Origin of the sequence: Actinomadura mexicana, assembly GCF_900188105.1 — a bacterium.
In the GTDB taxonomy this organism is placed as follows: Bacteria; Actinomycetota; Actinomycetes; order Streptosporangiales; family Streptosporangiaceae; genus Spirillospora; species Spirillospora mexicana.
The window spans coordinates 378,234-393,590 of record NZ_FZNP01000006.1 but is presented as its reverse complement, the minus strand read 5'-3'; the positions used below and the strand labels follow the sequence as shown (position 1 = coordinate 393,590).

The following is a 15,357-nucleotide window of genomic DNA, read 5'->3' as shown; positions in this document are numbered from 1 at the left end:
CCGGTGCTGAGTCTGGTGATCTTCCTGCCGCTGGCGGTGGCGCTCGCGCTGCCCGCCGTCCCGCGCCGCGCGGTCCCCTGGACGTGGACCGGTGTCAGCCTCCTGGACCTCGCGCTCGTCATCGGGATGTGGGCCGCGCGCGGCACCGGCGGCGGGATCGCGTACGAGACGAACGTGCGGTGGATCCCGTCCGTCCGGGCCGGTTACCACGTCGGCGCGGACGGCCTGTCGCTGCCGCTGCTGGCCCTGACCGCCGCCCTGTTCGCCGCGTGCGCGGTGTACTCGCTGCGGCACACCCACCGGGCGCGGGCGTTCGCGATCCTGTTCCTCTTCCTGGAGACCGTCTGCCTGGGCCTGTTCGCGGCGCTCGACCTGCTGCTGTTCTTCGTCTTCTTCGACCTGTCGATCGTCGGCATGTACTTCGTGATCCTGCTGTGGGGGCACGGTGACCGGTCGCGGTCGGCGCTGGTGTTCTTCCTCTACACGTTCCTCGGATCGCTCGTCCTGCTGCTCGGATTCATCGGCCTCTACCTGGGCGCCGACCCCCACACGTTCGACATGGTCGAACTGACCCGCATGCCGCCGCTGAGCGGCGGCCCGGCAGGGCTGACGCTCCTCGCCGTCGGGGTCGGCCTCGGCATCAAGACGCCGGTCGTGCCGTTCCACACCTGGCTGCCGCCCGCGCACACCGACGCACCCGCCGCCGGGTCGGCGATCCTCGCCGGGGTCATGCTGAAGATGGGCACCTACGGGCTCATCCGGATCGCGATGCCGATGCTGCCGGACGCCTGGCGGCGCCACGCGCCGGTGTTCCTGATCGTGGGGCTGGTCGGCGTCCTGTACGGGGCGCTGGTCGCGCTGGCCCAGGACGACCTCAAGAGGCTCGTCGCCTACACCTCGGTCAACCACATGGGCTACGTCGTCCTCGCGCTGGGGGCGGCCGGATACGCCACCGGGGACGCCGACGCACGGCGGCTCGCCGTGACCGGCGCGGTCACGCAGATGGTCAGCCACGGCCTCGTCACCGGCGCGCTGTTCCTGCTGTGCGGCGTCCTGTACGACCGGGCCGGCGGCTACGACCTCGGGCGGTTCGGCGGCATCGCGCGCGGCGCGCCCGTCTTCGGCGCGCTGACCGCGGTGGCCGCGTTCGCCTCGCTCGGGCTGCCGGGGCTGTCCGGGTTCGTCGCCGAGTTCCAGATCTTCGCCGGGACGATCGGGAGCGGCACGGCCGCGACGGCGGTGACCGGTGCGCTGGCCGTCCTCGGCATCCTCGTCACGGCCGGGCTGTTCCTGCGCGTCCTGCACCGCGCCGTGCTCGGGCCGCCCGGCGAGCTGACCCCGCTCGTCACCGACGTGCGGCGGCCCGAACTGGCGGCGCTCCTCCCGCTGCTGGCACTGTCGCTGGTCATCGGCGTCGCGCCGCGCGTGCTGCTCGACACGATCGAGCCGCTGTCGGCGGCCGTCGTCGCGCTGGTGGGCCGCCGATGAACGAGAACCCCGCCGACCTCGCCCCCGAACTGTGCGTGCTGGCCGCCGCCGTGGCCGGGCTGGCGGCGGGGATGTTCCTGCCCCGCGCGCGGCAGTGGCCGGTCGCGGCGGTCTGCTCGGCCGGGCTCGTCGCGGGCCTGGCCTTCGCGGGGGCCGCGGCGTCCGGCCCCGGCCTCATGGCGTTCGACGCCTTCTCCGTCGACCCGATCACGCACGTCACCCGGATCGCCGTGCTCGGCTCGACGCTCGCCGCCGTCCTCCTGGCCGCCGGGCCGGTCCGCGGCCATCCGAGGGAGAGCGAGCACCACGTCCTGATGCTGCTGTCCGCGCTCGGGGCGATCATGCTCGGCGCCTCGTCCGACCTGCTCGTCCTCGTCGCCGCGTACCTGCTGGCGAGCATTCCCGCGTACGCGCTCGCCGGATTCGGCAAGGACGCGCTCGGGACCGAGGCCGCGCTGAAGTACTACCTGATGGGCGCGCTGCTGGGCGTGTTCATGCTCGGCGGGGTGACGGTGCTGTCCGGTGTGGGGCGCGGTTCCGCCTACGCGGCGCTGCGGACCGGGCTCGCGGACGCGCCCCCGGCGGCGGTCGCGGCGGGCGTCGTCGCGCTCCTCGCCGGGCTGCTGTTCAAGGCGGGCGCCGTCCCGGGCCACTACTGGGTGCCGGACGTGACCGAGGGCGCCCCGCCCGCCGTCGCCGCGTACGTCACCACCGTCCCCAAGATCGGCGCGTTCGCCGCCCTCTACCGGTTCGGCGCCGAGACCTCCCCGGACGGCTGGCCCGCCCTCCTCGCCGTGATCGCGGCGGCGACGATGACGCTCGGCAACCTCGCCGCGTTCGGGCAGGACAACGTCCGGCGCCTGCTGGCGTACTCGACCGTGAGCCAGGCGGGCTACCTGCTCGTCCCGGTCGCGATGGCGGGACGCACCGATCTGGCACGGCCCGCGCTGCTGTACTTCGTCGCCGCCTACGCGGTGACGAACCTGGGCGCCTTCGCGGTCGTGGTCGCCGCCGGCCGCGACGACCTGGCCGGATACGCCGGGCTGCTGCGCGCCTCCCCGCCCCTCGGCCTGTCCCTCGTCGTCTGCCTGCTCGGCTTCGTCGGGACGCCGCCGACCGCCGTGTTCGTCGGGAAGGTCCTGATGTTCGGCGCCGCCCTCGACGGCGACCACGCATGGCTCGCGGTGGTCGCCGCCGTGAACACGGTCGCCAGCGTCTTCTACTACCTGCGCTGGATCGTCCCGCTGTTCCGGCGACCGTCCGGCCCGCCGCCCCGAGCGCGCGGCGCCACGGTGGTCGCCGCTGCCGCCGCCCTGCTCTCCCTCGCCCTGGGCATCGCCAGCGGAGCCGCCCTCGCCGCCTACTAGGGGGCGTAGCGGCGGGCGAGGGTGCGGAACGCGAGCTTCGGCTCGAAGTGGCCGGTCTTCTCGTAGCCCAGGCCCGTCTCGGGCGGGAGCACCTTGACCAGGGAGAACCCGGCCATGTCGAGATCCCTGGTGGGGTCGGGGGAGTAGGAGCCGTCGGGTTCGATGAAGTCGTAGACGAACGCGCCGTACACGCCCTCGGCCTCGTAGACGTCCAGCAGTTCGGAGATGTAGCGGGCCTGCGCCCCCTCGTCGCGGACGTAGCCCGCCGGGATGACGGGCGGGTCCTGCGACCAGTCGACGATGTCGAACCCTTCGCCGCCGCGCTTGTCCGCGCCCCGGTAGGTGCAGCATCCGAACTCGGTGATGACGACCGGCTTGCCGAACCGGTGCAGGGCCCGGACCTCCTGGACGTAGGTCGCCTCGTTCGTCTCGTCCCGGTACAGGTCGACGCCCACGACGTCGAAGCCGCGCCAGGCGACCTCCTCCCAGACGCCGGAGGTGTAGGTGAGGCGACCGCCGAACAGCGGCCGGACGGTCCTGAGCGCTCGCGCGAGGAACGCGTTCAGCCGCTCGTTGTAGCCCTCGCTCGCCGGGGTCCCGAGGTTGGCCGCCCGCTCCCGCCAGTCCTTGCCGGGCACCAGCCCGTCCATGAAGATCGTCAGCTCGCAGCCCACCGAGATGCCGACACCGGGGTGGGTGCGGCGCAGGCCCTCGGCCGCCTCGGCGACGGCGGTGAGGAACGCCAGCGTCGTCCGCGCGTCCTGGTCGAACTGGCGGGCCTCGAACCACACGAACATGCCCTCCCGCGCCGCGCAGCGGGCCGCGAGCATGAGGCGCCGCAGATCGGAGCCGAGCAGGATGACCGCGCTGCAGTGCAGGTCGCGGCGGATCGCCCGGATCTCGCGTCGCACGTACGCGGGCTTCCACACCTCGCGTTCGGTGTCGTAGTTGACGCCGTGCTGCGGCAGCGGCCGCCCCCGGGCCGGGGCGGCCTGCGCGGTACCGGTCATGGCGTCGTAGGCGATCACCGCCGCCCCCGAAACGGCGGCCGCCGCCGTTCCTGCGAGCACCGTCCTGCGGCTTATCCGTGCCGCGGGTTTCGTCTGTGCCGCGGGTTTCGTCTGTGCCGCGGGTTTCGTCTGTGCCGCGTTCCTGGCCTGTGACAAGGTCTGCTCCTCGCTGGTCGAGCCGCCCGCCACCGAGCCTTCCGGGGACGCCCGTGCCAGGGCAGCGGCCACCGGACCACGCCCGCGGCGACCAAAGTCGCCGGGCGCGGGGTCCGAAGGTCGATCAGGCGAGCAGGCCGTGCCGCTCGGCGAGGTCGAGGGCGGCCCGCGCGGCCGGCGCCAGCAGATGCCGCTCGCCGCGCCCGACGTAGACGTACTCGTCCACCTCGCCGGCCGCCGCCATCGCGCCCCGGTAGGCGGCGGTGAAGCAGGCCATGCGGACGTGGGCGAAGTCGGGCTGGTCATGGGCCGGGGCCCGGATCACGCCCAGTTCCCGGAAGGACGCCCGGTCCAGCTCCAGATCCAGCTCCTCGCGGACCTCCCGGGACAGGGCCGACCAGTCGTCCTCGCCCGGCTCCCGCTTTCCGCCGGGCAGGTACAGCAGGTCGCGGCCCCGCGACCGGACGGCGAGCATGCGGCCGTCCGCCACCTGGACCCACGCGACGACGTCGAGATCTTCCACGGCGGTCATTCTCCTCCAGGACGCCCGGCGGATTCGTGGTGGGGGTTCGCGGTCACGGTGGCCGTATGCTCCGGGGGTGCGCGCCGAAGCCCTCGACCCCGTCCTGCTGCGGACCTTCGTCGCCGTCGCAGACCTGGGCTCCTTCACCGCCGCGGCGGCCGCGGAAGGCTACACGCAGTCGGCCGTCTCGCGGCAGGTCGCGGCGCTGGAGGACGTCTGCGGGGTGGAGCTGTTCGCGCGCGGCGCCCGGGGCGTGCGGCCGACGCCCGCCGGTGAGCACCTGCTCCCGCACGCGCGCGCCCTCCTCGACCGGCTCGCCGACACGGCCCGCGCCCTCGACGGGCTGCGCCGGCTCGACACCGGGACCCTGCGAGTCGGCGCGTTCCCCACCGCCAACGCCGCGCTCGTCCCCCGTGCGCTCGCCCGGTTCCGGGCCCGGCACCCGGGCGTCCGGCCGCTGCTGCGCGAGGGCACCACCGAGCGCCTGCTGCCGATGCTGGAGGCGGGCGATCTCGACATCGCGCTGGTCAGCACGCACAAGGTCCCCTCGATCGTGGCCGACGGCCTGGTGACCCTGCTGGACGACGCGCTGCTCGTCGCGCTGCCGGCCGGCCACCGGCTCGCCGCCCGCGAGCGCCTCCCGCTCGCGGAGCTGGCGGACGAGCCGTGGATCGTCGCCGACGACCCGGAGGCGATCGCGGCGCTGCGCGCCCGGTGCGAGGCGGCCGGGTTCGTGCCGCGGACGCCGCTGCGGGTCGCCGAGTGGATCTCCAAGCTGGGGCTGGTCGCCGAGGGGTTCGGCGTCACGCTCGTCCCGGCGCTGGCGGCCTCCGCCCTGGCGCGGGACGGCGTCGTGCTGCGCGCCGTGACGTCCGGCCGCCCCCGCCGCGCCGTCTACGCGGCGGTGGGACGGCACGCGCGCAGGTCCCCGCCCGTCACCGCGTTCCTGACGGACCTGCGGGACGTGGCCGCCGAGCTGCGGCCCGGGGGCGGCGCCGCCGAGCTGCGGCCCGGGGGCGGCGCCGAGCTGCGGCCCGGGGGCGGCGCCGGGGAGCTTCGCTCCGAGAGCGGGAAGCCGCGGCCTTAGGGAACGGCCGCGACGATCTCCACCTCCAGCAGGGCGTCGGGGTGGAAGAGCCGGGGGACCTCGACGGTCGTGCTGGTCGGCGGCGGTCCGGTGAAGTACCGCCTGCGGACGGCGCCGTACTCGCGCAGCCGGTCCAGGTCGGTGACGAACGTCCGGATGTTGACCACGTCGCCGAACCCGGCCCCGTGCGCGGCGAGGATCCGTTCCAGCAGCGAGAGGATCACCTCCGACTGGCGGGTCATGTCGCCGGGCTCGTCCACCTCGCCGTCCTCGCCGAGGGCGATCTGCCCCGACACGTAGAGCATCGGGCCCTGCGTCACGTACGCGGTGTGGGAGTAGGCCGGGTTCGGCGGGGCCGGAACGGTCCCGGGGTTGCCGAGCGTCACGCGCATGGGCGGGGTCCTCCTGATGTGGTCGGTGAGGGCGACGAGGTCGTGGCCGCCGAGCCCGGCGGCGAGCGCGGCGTCCGTCCGGGCCCGGACGGTGGACAGGACGCCCGCGGGCGGGGAGCCGTCCAGGGCGAGTGCGAGGTCTTTGGCCGCCAGCGCGAGCGTGAAGCGCGGCGAGTCGCCGCCGGTGTGCTCCTTGAGGCGGCGGGCCTGGGGGCTGGTGCGCGCCAGCGCGTCCAGGGCGAGGCCGGGGTCGACGCCCAGCCGGTCGGCCAGGGCCAGCGTCTCGCCGAGAACGGCGAAGTTCCCGACGAGCGCGCTGTTCACCACCAGTTTGAGCGCGGCGCCCGAGCCGGGCGGGCCGACGTGCCGGACGTCCCCGAGGACGGCGAGGGCGCCGGCGCAGCGTGCGAGATCGTCCGGCTCGGCGCCCGCGAGGATCGCCAGTTCGCCCGCCTCCGCCTGCGGGAGGCTGCCGGAGACCGGCGCGTCGACGTGTCCGATCCCCTCGGGCAACCGGCTCCGGATGCGGTGGACGGCGTCCGGGCCGATCGTCGACATGTCGGCGACCACGGCGCCGGGCGGCAGGGCCGGGACGGCGCCGTCCGGGCCGAACAGCACGTCCTCGACGGCGGCCGCGTCGGTGAGCATCGTGACGACCAGCTCGCGGTCCCGGGCCGCCTCGGCGGGCGTGCCGCAGGCGGTCGCACCCGCCTCCGCGAGCGGCGCGGCCCGGGCGGGCGTGCGGTTCCAGACGGTCAGGTCGTGCCCGGCGGCGGCGAGGCGCCGGGCCATCGGGACGCCCATGCGTCCCAGTCCGAGAAAGGCGATTCGTGTCATGGTGCGACCGACGTTAGAGGTCGCGCACTCATGCCACCAGCGAAGACTTCGCACGTTGGCCATGCGCGGCGCGCATGGCTCGAAACACCCGTGACCTCGAAAGTGCGTGATCTAGAAGGCGAAGGCCGCGACGACTCCTGCCAGCAGCATCGCCAGGCCGGTCGTGATCAGGATCGAGACCGGGTCGGCGGCGCCCGCCCCCGACGGCAGGGCGCGCCGGGCGTGGAAGCTCCTGTGGGTGCGGCGCAGCATCAGCGCCGCACCGCCGCTTACGACCGCCGCCGCGAGGACCGTGCCCGGGGCCGAGGGGGCGAGCCGCACGCACAGCAGCCCCGCGCCGATCAGGGCCATGGTGGTGCGCGACCAGGCCAGCGCCGTCCGCTCCGGCACCGCGCCCGGGTCCCGGAGCCTCAACGGGTGACCAGCAGCGCGACCAGCAGGATGATCGCGGCGCCCGCCAGCCCGTAGGAGATGACCGGGGCCAGCGCGGGCGGCGGCAGCGTCTCGGCGCGGCGCAGCGCGCGCTCGGTCCGCAGCCACCGGCGGAACGCCAGCGCGGCGACCAGGGCGCCGCCCGCGGCGAAGCCGACCGCGAGCACCTGCCGCAGCGGCGATTCGATCAGGTCGCCGGCCAGGGCGAGGCCGATACCGCCCGCGATCAGTGCCAGCGCCGTGCGGATCCAGGCCAGGAACGTGCGCTCGTTGGCCATGGTGAAGCGCGGATCGGGGTCGTCGCCCTCGGCGAGCAGGCGGTCGGTCCACCTGCCGCCCGAGGGGCCCGGGGGCGTGGTCGCGGTCATCGCCTTCATATTAGGCGAAGAAAACGAAGCCCTAATTCGGGGGCAAGAATGGCAATTCCGACCGTCTATCCCGGAAATGCCTGGTGGGGCGGGTCAGCCTGGGCGGCCAGGCCGGACGGCTGGGGCCGGACGCGGCCGAAGCGGCGCGCCGAGGCGTCCTCCTGGGCCAGCCGGTGCAGGGACGTGAGGACCTGCTCGTAGAGGATGGTCGAGACCAGCAGCGAATGGACGGTCCGGGCCCGCGGGGCGCCCTCGACGACCCGTCCGATCTCGTGCTCGGCGACCTCGGCGGCCGCCTTCACGTAGGGGCGCAGGTCCTTGAGGGTGATCGGGAAACCGAGCCGGCGCAGCGCCACGAACGCGTGGGCCAGCAGGTCGCGGGCGGGGGCGCGGTCGCCGACCTGCCAGCCGAGCTCGCGGACGAGGGCGTCGACGTCCTCGCGGGCGGCCCGCCAGTGCGGGTCGTGCGGCGCGGCGACGTGCGGGCCGACCGCGTGCTGGGTGGTGGCGAACAGCTCGTGCATGCCGACCCGGTCGTCCTCGATCGCCTCGATGACCTCCTGGATCGCCGAGATCGGCATGTCGCCCGCCTCGCGCAGCGCACTGATCAGCCGGAGCCGCTCCAGGTGCCGCCCGTCGTACTCCGAGCGCGTGGCGCTCACCGCCGAGCCCTTCGGCAGCAGGCCCTCCCGGATGTAGAACTTGATCGTCTGGACCGTCAGCCCGCTGCGGTCGCTGAGCTCGGAGATCTGCACGTTGCACCCCCTTTACCGAAGGCAACGGTAGCGAGGTGGGAGGCACGGAGACCGGCACAATCCCAGGTCCGCCCGGCTTGTGGTGATTCGCACCACGGCCGGATCGGGCCGCGCGTCCGGGCCGGGCTCAGGACGCGGTGCGGCGCATGCCTTCGGAGATCTTCTCCGCGGCGGCGGCGACGGGTGCGGCGTGCAGGCGCCCGGGGGAGCGGGTGAGGCGTTCGAGGGGACCGGACACCGAGACGGCGGCGATCACCCGTCCGGCGGCGCCGCGGATGGGGGCCGAGACGGAGCCGACGCCCTGCTCGCGCTCGCCGATGCTCTGCGCCCAGCCCCGGCGCCGCACGGACGCCAGCGTCGTGGCCTCGAACTTGGCGCCGCGCAGCCCGCGGTGCAGCCGGTCGGGCTCCTCCCAGGCGAGCAGGATCTGCGCGGCCGACCCCGCCGACATCGGCAGCGCCGCGCCGACCGGGATGGTGTCGCGCAGGCCGCTGGTGCGCTCGGCGGCGGCCACGCAGACCCGCACGTCCCCCTGGCGGCGGAACAGCGAGGCGCTCTCGCCGGTATGGTCGCGCAACTGGGCCAGGATGGGCTGCGCGATCGCGAGCAGGCGGTCCTCGCCGGCCGCGACCGCGAGCTCGGCCAGCCGCGGCCCGAGGATGAAGCGCCCCTGCGTGTCGCGGTGGACGAGGCGGTGGTGCTCCAGCGCGACGGCCAGCCGGTGGGCGGTGGGGCGGGCCAGCCCCGTCGTCTGGACGAGCTGGGCGAGCGAGGCCGGACCGGCCTCCAGCGCGTTCAGTACGAGCACCGCTTTGTCAAGTACGCCGACTCCGCTAGAGTTGTCCATGGTTTGATATTGCCGTCTCGTAATTTGAGATGCAAATCGAGGTGACCGGGGCCTCCCGGGGCGGCCGGGACCGCGGCGCGACGCCGCGCCGACGACCAGCACGACCGACGATCAGCACAGGTGAGGTGGAGTGATGGGCCGAACACTGGCCGAGAAGGTGTACGACGCGCACGTCGTACGGCACGCCGAGGGCGAGCCCGACCTCCTCTACATCGACCTGCACCTGGTCCATGAGGTCACGAGCCCGCAGGCGTTCGACGGGCTGCGGATGGCGGGCCGCCAGGTCCGCCGCCCCGACCTGACGATCGCCACCGAGGACCACAACGTCCCGACCACGGACCTGCTCAAGCCGATCGCCGACCCGGTGTCGCGCGCCCAGGTCGAGACGCTGCGCAAGAACTGCTCCGACTTCGGGGTCCGGCTGCACCCGATGGGCGACGAGGGTCAGGGCATCGTCCACGTCATCGGCCCGCAGCTGGGCCTGACCCAGCCCGGCATGACCGTCGTGTGCGGCGACTCGCACACCTCCACGCACGGTGCGTTCGGCGCCCTCGCCTTCGGGATCGGCACCAGCGAGGTCGAGCACGTCCTCGCCACGCAGACGCTGCCGCAGATCCGGCCGAAGACGATGGCCGTCACGGTCGAGGGCGCGCTGCCGGAGGGCGTCACCGCCAAGGACCTGATCCTCGCGATCATCGCCCGGATCGGCACCGGCGGCGGCCAGGGCCACATCGTCGAGTACCGCGGCGAGGCCGTCCGGGGGCTGTCGATGGAGGGCCGCATGACGGTCTGCAACATGTCCATCGAGGCCGGCGCCCGCGCCGGGATGATCGCCCCGGACGAGACCACGTTCGCCTACCTCAAGGACCGCCCGCACGCCCCGCAGGGCGAGGACTGGGACCGGGCCGTCGAGTACTGGGCCTCCCTGCGCACCGACGACGACGCGGTGTTCGACCGGGAGGTCGTGATCGACGCGTCCGAGCTGACCCCGTTCGTCACCTGGGGGACGAACCCCGGCCAGGGCCTGCCGCTCGGCGGGTCCGTGCCCGACCCCGCCACCTACGACGACCCCGTCCAGCGCCAGTCCGCCGAGCGCGCCCTGGAGTACATGGGCCTGACCGCCGGGACGCCCCTGCGCGACATCGCGGTCGACACCGTCTTCGTCGGCTCCTGCACCAACGGCCGCATCGAGGACCTGCGCGCCGTCGCGGGCGTGCTGGAGGGCCGCAAGGTCGCCGACGGCGTCCGGATGCTGGTCGTCCCCGGCTCCATGAAGGTCAAGAAGCAGGCCGAGGAGGAGGGGCTGGACGCCGTCATCTCGGCCTCCGGCGCCGAGTGGCGCGAGGCCGGCTGCTCGATGTGCCTGGCGATGAACCCCGACAAGCTCACGCCCGGCGAGCGCAGCGCCTCCACGTCCAACCGCAACTTCGAGGGCCGGCAGGGGCCGGGCGGCCGCACCCACCTGGTGTCGCCCGCCGTCGCCGCCGCCACGGCCGTCACCGGGCACCTGGCCGCGCCCCATGACCTCGGCGAAGCCGCCGGGGGGGCTGGGGAGTCGTCCCCCCAGAACGAAGCCGACCTCTGAGGAGCCACGATGGAAGCGTTCACCACCTACACCGGGCGCGGGGTGCCGCTGCGCCGCGCCAACGTCGACACCGACCAGATCATCCCCGCCGTGTGGCTCAAGCAGGTCAGCCGCACCGGATTCGACAAGGGCCTGTTCTCGGCCTGGCGCGAGGACCCCGACTTCGTCCTGAACCAGCCGCGGTACGAGGGCGCGGGCATCCTGGTCGCCGGGCCCGACTTCGGCACCGGATCGTCCCGCGAGCACGCCGTCTGGGCGCTGCAGCAGTACGGCTTCCGCGCCGTGATCGCGCCGCGCTTCGGCGACATCTTCCGCAACAACTCCACGAAGATGGGCCTGCTGCCGGTCGTCCTCACGGGCGAGCAGGTCGAGGCGCTGCAGAGCGCGGTCGAGAAGGACCCCGCCCTGGAGATCACCGTCGACCTGGGCGCGCGCGAGGTCCGCTGGGGCGCGCAGACCGCGCCGTTCGAGATCGACGACTACACCCGCTGGCGCCTCATGGAGGGCCTGGACGACATCGGCCTCACGCTGCGCCACGCCGACGCCATCGCCGATTTCGAGGCCGCCCGCACCACGCTGCTCCCCACCACGGTCTAGCCCGCAGAGGTCCGCGACACGCCGCCCATGGCGTCGGATATCGGGAGGTATCCGACGCCACGGGCGCGCCCGAACGTACCCCGGGCGAGACGGTCGGTATGGGCGCGGGGGAGAATCCCCCTAGTGTGCAACGACCGCCGACCGTTGGGGGACTCCAAGTGAGCACGGCCCCGTGGACCGGGCCAGAGTGGGACGATCCGACGTTGACGCAGCTCGCACGCCAGTTGCGTGACGCTCACCGGGCCGTGGCACCGCTCCCGCCACAGGACCGGCAGCGGCTCATCCGGCACCTGCTGGCGATCACCGATCTGGCCAAACGGGACGCCGAACTGGCCGCTCGCAGGCTGGACGCGTTCCTCGCCGATTTCCAAGACGGGCCCGACGTCGGTTAGCGTGCGCAGTGGCCGGATCCGGTCCGGTCACCGGGCGAGACGGGGGCGAGACCGACAAAAACGCCAGCGACACGCCATCGTTTGCGTGCAGGTGATTGTGTCCGTGGTGGTGGTCCCTTAGTTTCGTTCGGGCAAGGGGGGAACTAGAGGAGTAACCCATGAACAAGCGTGAGCTGGTCGACGCGATCTCTGACCGGCTGGGCAGCAAGAAGGCCGCAGCCGAGGCCGTCGACGCCATCCTGGAGGCGATCCAGACCGCCGTCGCCAAGGGCGACAAGGTCGCGATCACCGGGTTCGGTTCGTTCGAGAAGGCCGACCGGCCTGCCCGCACGGCCCGCAACCCCGCAACGGGCAAGACCATCGAGGTTCCCGCGACGTCCGTGCCGAAGTTCAAGGCGGGCGCCGACTTCAAGAACCTGGTGGCCGGAAAGAAGTAATGCCTCACCGCGTCGGCGCCCGGGACCGCAGGGTTCCGGGCGCTGACGCGTTTCCGGGCCCGGTTCCCTGAACTCGGCCGGACCTGTTCAGGCGGACCTGTTCAGGCGGACCTGTTCAGGCGGGCGGGGCGGGCAGAGGGAAGGTCGACAGCGTGACCACCGAGACCCGGTCGCCGTCCAGCGCGAGGTTCACCCGCTGGCCGAAGCGCAGCAGCCGCAGGCCGCCCGCCGCGAACGCCTCGGCGTCGAAGGGCAGCTCGGTCCCGTCATCGAGGAACACGCTCCCCGAACGGGTCTGGGCGTCGAACGCCTTCACGGTCCCCTGCATGCCCCAGACTCTAGGCCAATGAGGGCAGCCGGGACGCGACGGCCGTGGTGCGCGGACCGGTGCCGAGGGCGAGTGCCGCGCGGAGATCGTCCGGGGTGTCGACGTCGCGGCGCACGCTGTCGGTGCCGGGCAGGAGGATCTCCCGGGCGCCGCGGGCGCGGTGGGCGGTCCGCGAGCCGCCGCCGAACGCGGGGGAGAACGGGACGCCCGGGCGGGCCGTGTAGAGCGTCGTGCCGACGCCGGCCGCGTCCGGCACGAACGCTTCGGGGGCGGCGCCGGCGGCGTCCAGGACGCGGGTAAGTTCAAGTGGTCGCAAAGCGGGCAAATCAGCTGAAAGCGCGCCGACGCCGGCGTCGGCGGCGAGCTCGCGGCCGCGGCCGGCGCCGTAGACCAGGGCGGGGTTCAGGCCGGCGTCCGGGAGGTCCGGAACGATCCGGGCGCCGAGGGCGGCGAGCTCGGCCGCCGGAAGGGGATCGTCGGTGACTACGATCACTTCGCGGACCCGGTCGCAGCGCAGCGCGGCGGCGACCGTGTCGGCCGCGACGGCGAGCGCCAGGGCCTCCCGGTGCGGCCCGGCCGCCGCCGACATGCGGGTCTTGGCCCTGGCGAGGACCTTCACGGGGACGACGAGCGACCACCGGAGCGGCGGCGTTCCGTGCGTTTGCGCGGAGGGGGCTGGTGTAGACATGGCAACTCGACACTATGCGCACGCAACCGCGACACTTGAGGACACCCCAGGTTCACCTGAGGGACGGATCGAGGGAGGGGCGGGATGAGCGGAGCGAAGCAGGGGGGCGCCCCCTCGCAGGAGGGCCCCCCGGGCCACCGCTACTCGCCGGGATGGCGCATGCTCACGATCGCCATCCTGAGGCCGCTGCTGTTCGGGCTGCTCGGGCGCGACTGGCGCGGCCGGGGCAACGTCCCGAAGAAGGGCGGCGTCATCATCGCCGCCAACCACATCTCCGAATCCGACCCCCTCGCTCTCGCCCACTTCGTCTACGAGTCGGGCCGGTACCCCGTCTACCTGGCCAAGTCCACGCTGTTCGACGTGAGGTTCTTCGGGGCGGTGCTGCGCGGTACCGGCCAGATCCCGGTCTACCGTGACAGCGCCGACGCCGCCCTCGCTCTCAGGGACGCCGAGAAGGCCCTGCTGGCCGGTGAATGCCTGATGTTCTACCCGGAGGGCAGCTGCACCCGCGACCCCGAGCTGTGGCCCATGACGGGGCAGACCGGCGCCGCGCGGATGGCGCTGAAGACCGGAGCCAAGGTCGTCCCGGTCGCGAGCTGGGGCGCGCACGAGCTGATGCCGTACAGGAAGGGCGAGCAGAAGGGCCTCGCGGGCAGCCTGAAGAAGGGCGTCCACCCGCTGCCGCGCAAGAAGATGAAGGTGATCGCCGGGCCGCCCGTGGACCTGTCGCGGTACGCGGGGCTCCCGCTGGACCGCGAGACCCTGCGCGCCGCCACCGACGACATCATGGCCGCGATCACCGCCCTGCTCGGCGAGCTGCGCGGCGAGGAGCCCCCGGCCGTGCCCTTCGACCACCACAAGGTCCTGGAGGAGCGCCGCCGCGCCGCCGAGGCGGACGCGGCCGGCGCAACCGCGGACGCGGTCGCCGGCCTGGCCGCGGACGCGGTCGCCGACGGCGTGGCCGACGCTGCCGGGGGCGCGGTTCCCGAGCAGGCGGGACCGGCCGGTCCCGAGTCCGCCGGGTGGCGCGCGGCCGAGCCGAAGGCGGCCGACTCGTGACCTTCCGTACCGCGGTGATGGGCTCCGGGTCCTGGGGCACCACGTTCGCGATGATGCTGCACGACGCCGGCGGCGAGGTCACCCTGTGGGGACGCCGCCCGGAGGTGGTCGAGGGCATCAACGAACGGCACGAGAACACCGACTACCTGCCGGGCGTCCCGCTCCCCGGCACCGTCCGCGCGACCCTGGACCCGGCGGAGGCCCTGCGGGGCGCCGACTTCGTGGCGCTCGCCGTCCCGGCGCAGACGCTGCGGCACAACCTCGGCGGCTGGGTCGCGCTGCTGCCGCGCGAGGCCGTCCTGGTCAGCCTGATGAAGGGCGTCGAGCTCGGCACCACCCGCCGGATGTCGGAGGTGATCCGCGAGGTCGCCGACGTCCCCGAGGAGCGGGTCGCGGTGTTCAGCGGGCCGAACGTGGCGCGCGAGATCGCCACCGGCGAGCCCAGCGCCGCCGTCGCCGCGTGCGTCGACGAGGACGCCGCGCGCGGCCTGCAGGCCGCCACCATGACGTCCTACTTCCGCGTCTACACCTCCACGGACGTGATCGGCGTCGAGCTGGGCGGCGCGGTGAAGAACGTCGTCGCCCTGTGCGTCGGGATGTCGGTCGGGCTCGGGTTCGGCTCCAACACCCAGGCGCTGCTGATGACCCGCGGGCTGGCCGAGATCGCCCGGCTGGGCGCCGCCCTCGGCGCCGACGAGCACACCTTCGCGGGCCTCGCCGGGATGGGCGACCTCGTCGCCTCGTGCGTCTCGCCGCTCGCGCGCAACCGGACGTTCGGCGAGAACCTCGGCCGCGGCATGACGCTGGACGAGGTCATCGCCGTCACCAAGCAGACCGCGGAGGGCGTGAAGTCGGCCGAGGCGGTGCTGGAGCTGGCGCGCAAGCACAACGTGGAGATGCCGATCACCGAGGCCGTCACCGCCGTGCTGCACCGCGGCATACCGATCAAGGAGGCGGCGATCTCGCTGATTTCGCGGTCTCCCAAGCCCGAACGGTACGGGGTGTGACG

At 73.8% G+C, this 15,357-nt stretch carries 18 protein-coding genes; 9 read left to right on the top strand and 9 right to left on the bottom strand.

Going from position 1 to position 15,357, the window contains the following annotated elements:
• The first annotated feature begins 3 nt into the window (after positions 1-3).
• Together CHC11_RS18285 and CHC11_RS18280 are read left to right on the top strand one after the other, a co-directional pair.
• Positions 4-1,488, top strand: a complete 1,485-nt coding sequence (locus CHC11_RS18285) for a complex I subunit 4 family protein (RefSeq protein WP_089312935.1) — start codon at positions 4-6, stop codon at positions 1,486-1,488.
• Positions 1,485-2,855, top strand: a complete 1,371-nt coding sequence (locus CHC11_RS18280; protein ID WP_089312934.1) for an NADH-quinone oxidoreductase subunit N — start codon at positions 1,485-1,487, stop codon at positions 2,853-2,855. Before CHC11_RS18285 ends, CHC11_RS18280 begins: the two co-directional genes overlap by 4 nt.
• Here the strand turns inward: CHC11_RS18280 and CHC11_RS18275 are convergent.
• Both CHC11_RS18275 and CHC11_RS18270 read right to left on the bottom strand, forming a co-directional pair.
• The gene (locus tag CHC11_RS18275) at positions 2,852-3,925 is read right to left on the bottom strand and encodes a glycoside hydrolase family 113 protein (RefSeq protein WP_218826139.1); all 1,074 of its coding nucleotides are present in this window, start codon (positions 3,923-3,925) and stop codon (positions 2,852-2,854) included. The two genes, CHC11_RS18280 and CHC11_RS18275, sit on opposite strands and share 4 nt — an antisense overlap.
• A 220-nt stretch (positions 3,926-4,145) precedes the next feature.
• Positions 4,146-4,553, bottom strand: a complete 408-nt coding sequence (locus tag CHC11_RS18270) for an NUDIX hydrolase (RefSeq protein ID WP_089312933.1) — start codon at positions 4,551-4,553, stop codon at positions 4,146-4,148.
• Positions 4,554-4,620: 67 nt separating this feature from the next.
• Here CHC11_RS18270 and CHC11_RS18265 point away from each other — a divergent pair, with 67 nt between their 5' ends.
• On the top strand, positions 4,621-5,631 hold the full coding sequence (locus tag CHC11_RS18265; protein WP_245919380.1) for a LysR family transcriptional regulator: 1,011 nt from the start codon (positions 4,621-4,623) through the stop codon (positions 5,629-5,631).
• Here the strand turns inward: CHC11_RS18265 and CHC11_RS18260 are convergent.
• The 5 genes from CHC11_RS18260 to CHC11_RS18240 form a co-directional block, all read right to left on the bottom strand.
• Positions 5,628-6,860, bottom strand: a complete 1,233-nt coding sequence (locus tag CHC11_RS18260; RefSeq protein WP_089312931.1) for an NAD(P)-binding domain-containing protein — start codon at positions 6,858-6,860, stop codon at positions 5,628-5,630. The genes CHC11_RS18265 and CHC11_RS18260 overlap by 4 nt on opposite strands.
• 111 nt (positions 6,861-6,971) lie before the next feature.
• Positions 6,972-7,274 (bottom strand): DUF202 domain-containing protein, encoded by a 303-nt coding sequence (locus CHC11_RS18255; RefSeq protein WP_089312930.1) that lies wholly within the window; start codon positions 7,272-7,274, stop codon positions 6,972-6,974.
• The gene (locus CHC11_RS18250; protein WP_089312929.1) at positions 7,271-7,660 is read right to left on the bottom strand and encodes a YidH family protein; all 390 of its coding nucleotides are present in this window, start codon (positions 7,658-7,660) and stop codon (positions 7,271-7,273) included. Before CHC11_RS18250 ends, CHC11_RS18255 begins: the two co-directional genes overlap by 4 nt.
• A gap of 65 nt (positions 7,661-7,725) precedes the next feature.
• A complete protein-coding gene (locus CHC11_RS18245; RefSeq protein ID WP_089312928.1) occupies positions 7,726-8,415 on the bottom strand; it encodes a MerR family transcriptional regulator in 690 nt (229 codons plus the stop codon).
• A 127-nt stretch (positions 8,416-8,542) separates the two neighbouring features.
• Positions 8,543-9,262 carry an IclR family transcriptional regulator gene (locus tag CHC11_RS18240; RefSeq protein ID WP_089312927.1) on the bottom strand — a complete coding sequence of 240 codons (720 nt, stop codon included), beginning with the start codon at positions 9,260-9,262 and terminating at the stop codon, positions 8,543-8,545.
• A 133-nt stretch (positions 9,263-9,395) separates the two neighbouring features.
• On the opposite strand from CHC11_RS18240, the gene leuC reads away from it, so the two are divergent.
• The 4 genes from leuC (at position 9,396) to CHC11_RS18220 (ending at position 12,273) form a co-directional block, all read left to right on the top strand.
• Positions 9,396-10,847, top strand: a complete 1,452-nt coding sequence (gene leuC / locus CHC11_RS18235) for a 3-isopropylmalate dehydratase large subunit (RefSeq protein WP_089312926.1) — start codon at positions 9,396-9,398, stop codon at positions 10,845-10,847.
• Between the two features lie 9 nt (positions 10,848-10,856).
• Positions 10,857-11,444, top strand: a complete 588-nt coding sequence (gene leuD, locus CHC11_RS18230) for a 3-isopropylmalate dehydratase small subunit (protein ID WP_089312925.1) — start codon at positions 10,857-10,859, stop codon at positions 11,442-11,444.
• A 158-nt stretch (positions 11,445-11,602) separates the two neighbouring features.
• Positions 11,603-11,836, top strand: coding sequence for an SCO5555 family protein (locus CHC11_RS18225; protein ID WP_089312924.1), 234 nt, complete (start codon positions 11,603-11,605; stop codon positions 11,834-11,836).
• A 158-nt stretch (positions 11,837-11,994) separates the two neighbouring features.
• Entirely contained in the window at positions 11,995-12,273 is a 279-nt protein-coding gene (locus CHC11_RS18220) for an HU family DNA-binding protein (RefSeq protein ID WP_026403810.1), read from the top strand.
• 115 nt (positions 12,274-12,388) lie between these two features.
• Here the strand turns inward: CHC11_RS18220 and CHC11_RS18215 are convergent, their stop codons facing one another.
• Together CHC11_RS18215 and cofC are read right to left on the bottom strand one after the other, a co-directional pair.
• Positions 12,389-12,601: a hypothetical protein gene (locus tag CHC11_RS18215; protein WP_089312923.1), complete on the bottom strand. Its 213-nt coding sequence runs from the start codon at positions 12,599-12,601 to the stop codon at positions 12,389-12,391.
• A gap of 10 nt (positions 12,602-12,611) precedes the next feature.
• The gene (gene cofC / locus CHC11_RS18210) at positions 12,612-13,289 is read right to left on the bottom strand and encodes a 2-phospho-L-lactate guanylyltransferase (protein ID WP_089312922.1); all 678 of its coding nucleotides are present in this window, start codon (positions 13,287-13,289) and stop codon (positions 12,612-12,614) included.
• Positions 13,290-13,373: 84 nt separating this feature from the next.
• Between cofC and CHC11_RS18205 the strand changes: the two genes are divergently transcribed.
• Together CHC11_RS18205 and CHC11_RS18200 are read left to right on the top strand one after the other, a co-directional pair.
• Positions 13,374-14,348 carry a lysophospholipid acyltransferase family protein gene (locus tag CHC11_RS18205; RefSeq protein WP_089312921.1) on the top strand — a complete coding sequence of 325 codons (975 nt, stop codon included), beginning with the start codon at positions 13,374-13,376 and terminating at the stop codon, positions 14,346-14,348.
• A 17-nt stretch (positions 14,349-14,365) separates the two neighbouring features.
• Positions 14,366-15,355: an NAD(P)H-dependent glycerol-3-phosphate dehydrogenase gene (locus CHC11_RS18200; RefSeq protein ID WP_089313046.1), complete on the top strand. Its 990-nt coding sequence runs from the start codon at positions 14,366-14,368 to the stop codon at positions 15,353-15,355.
• Positions 15,356-15,357: the final 2 nt, after the last annotated feature.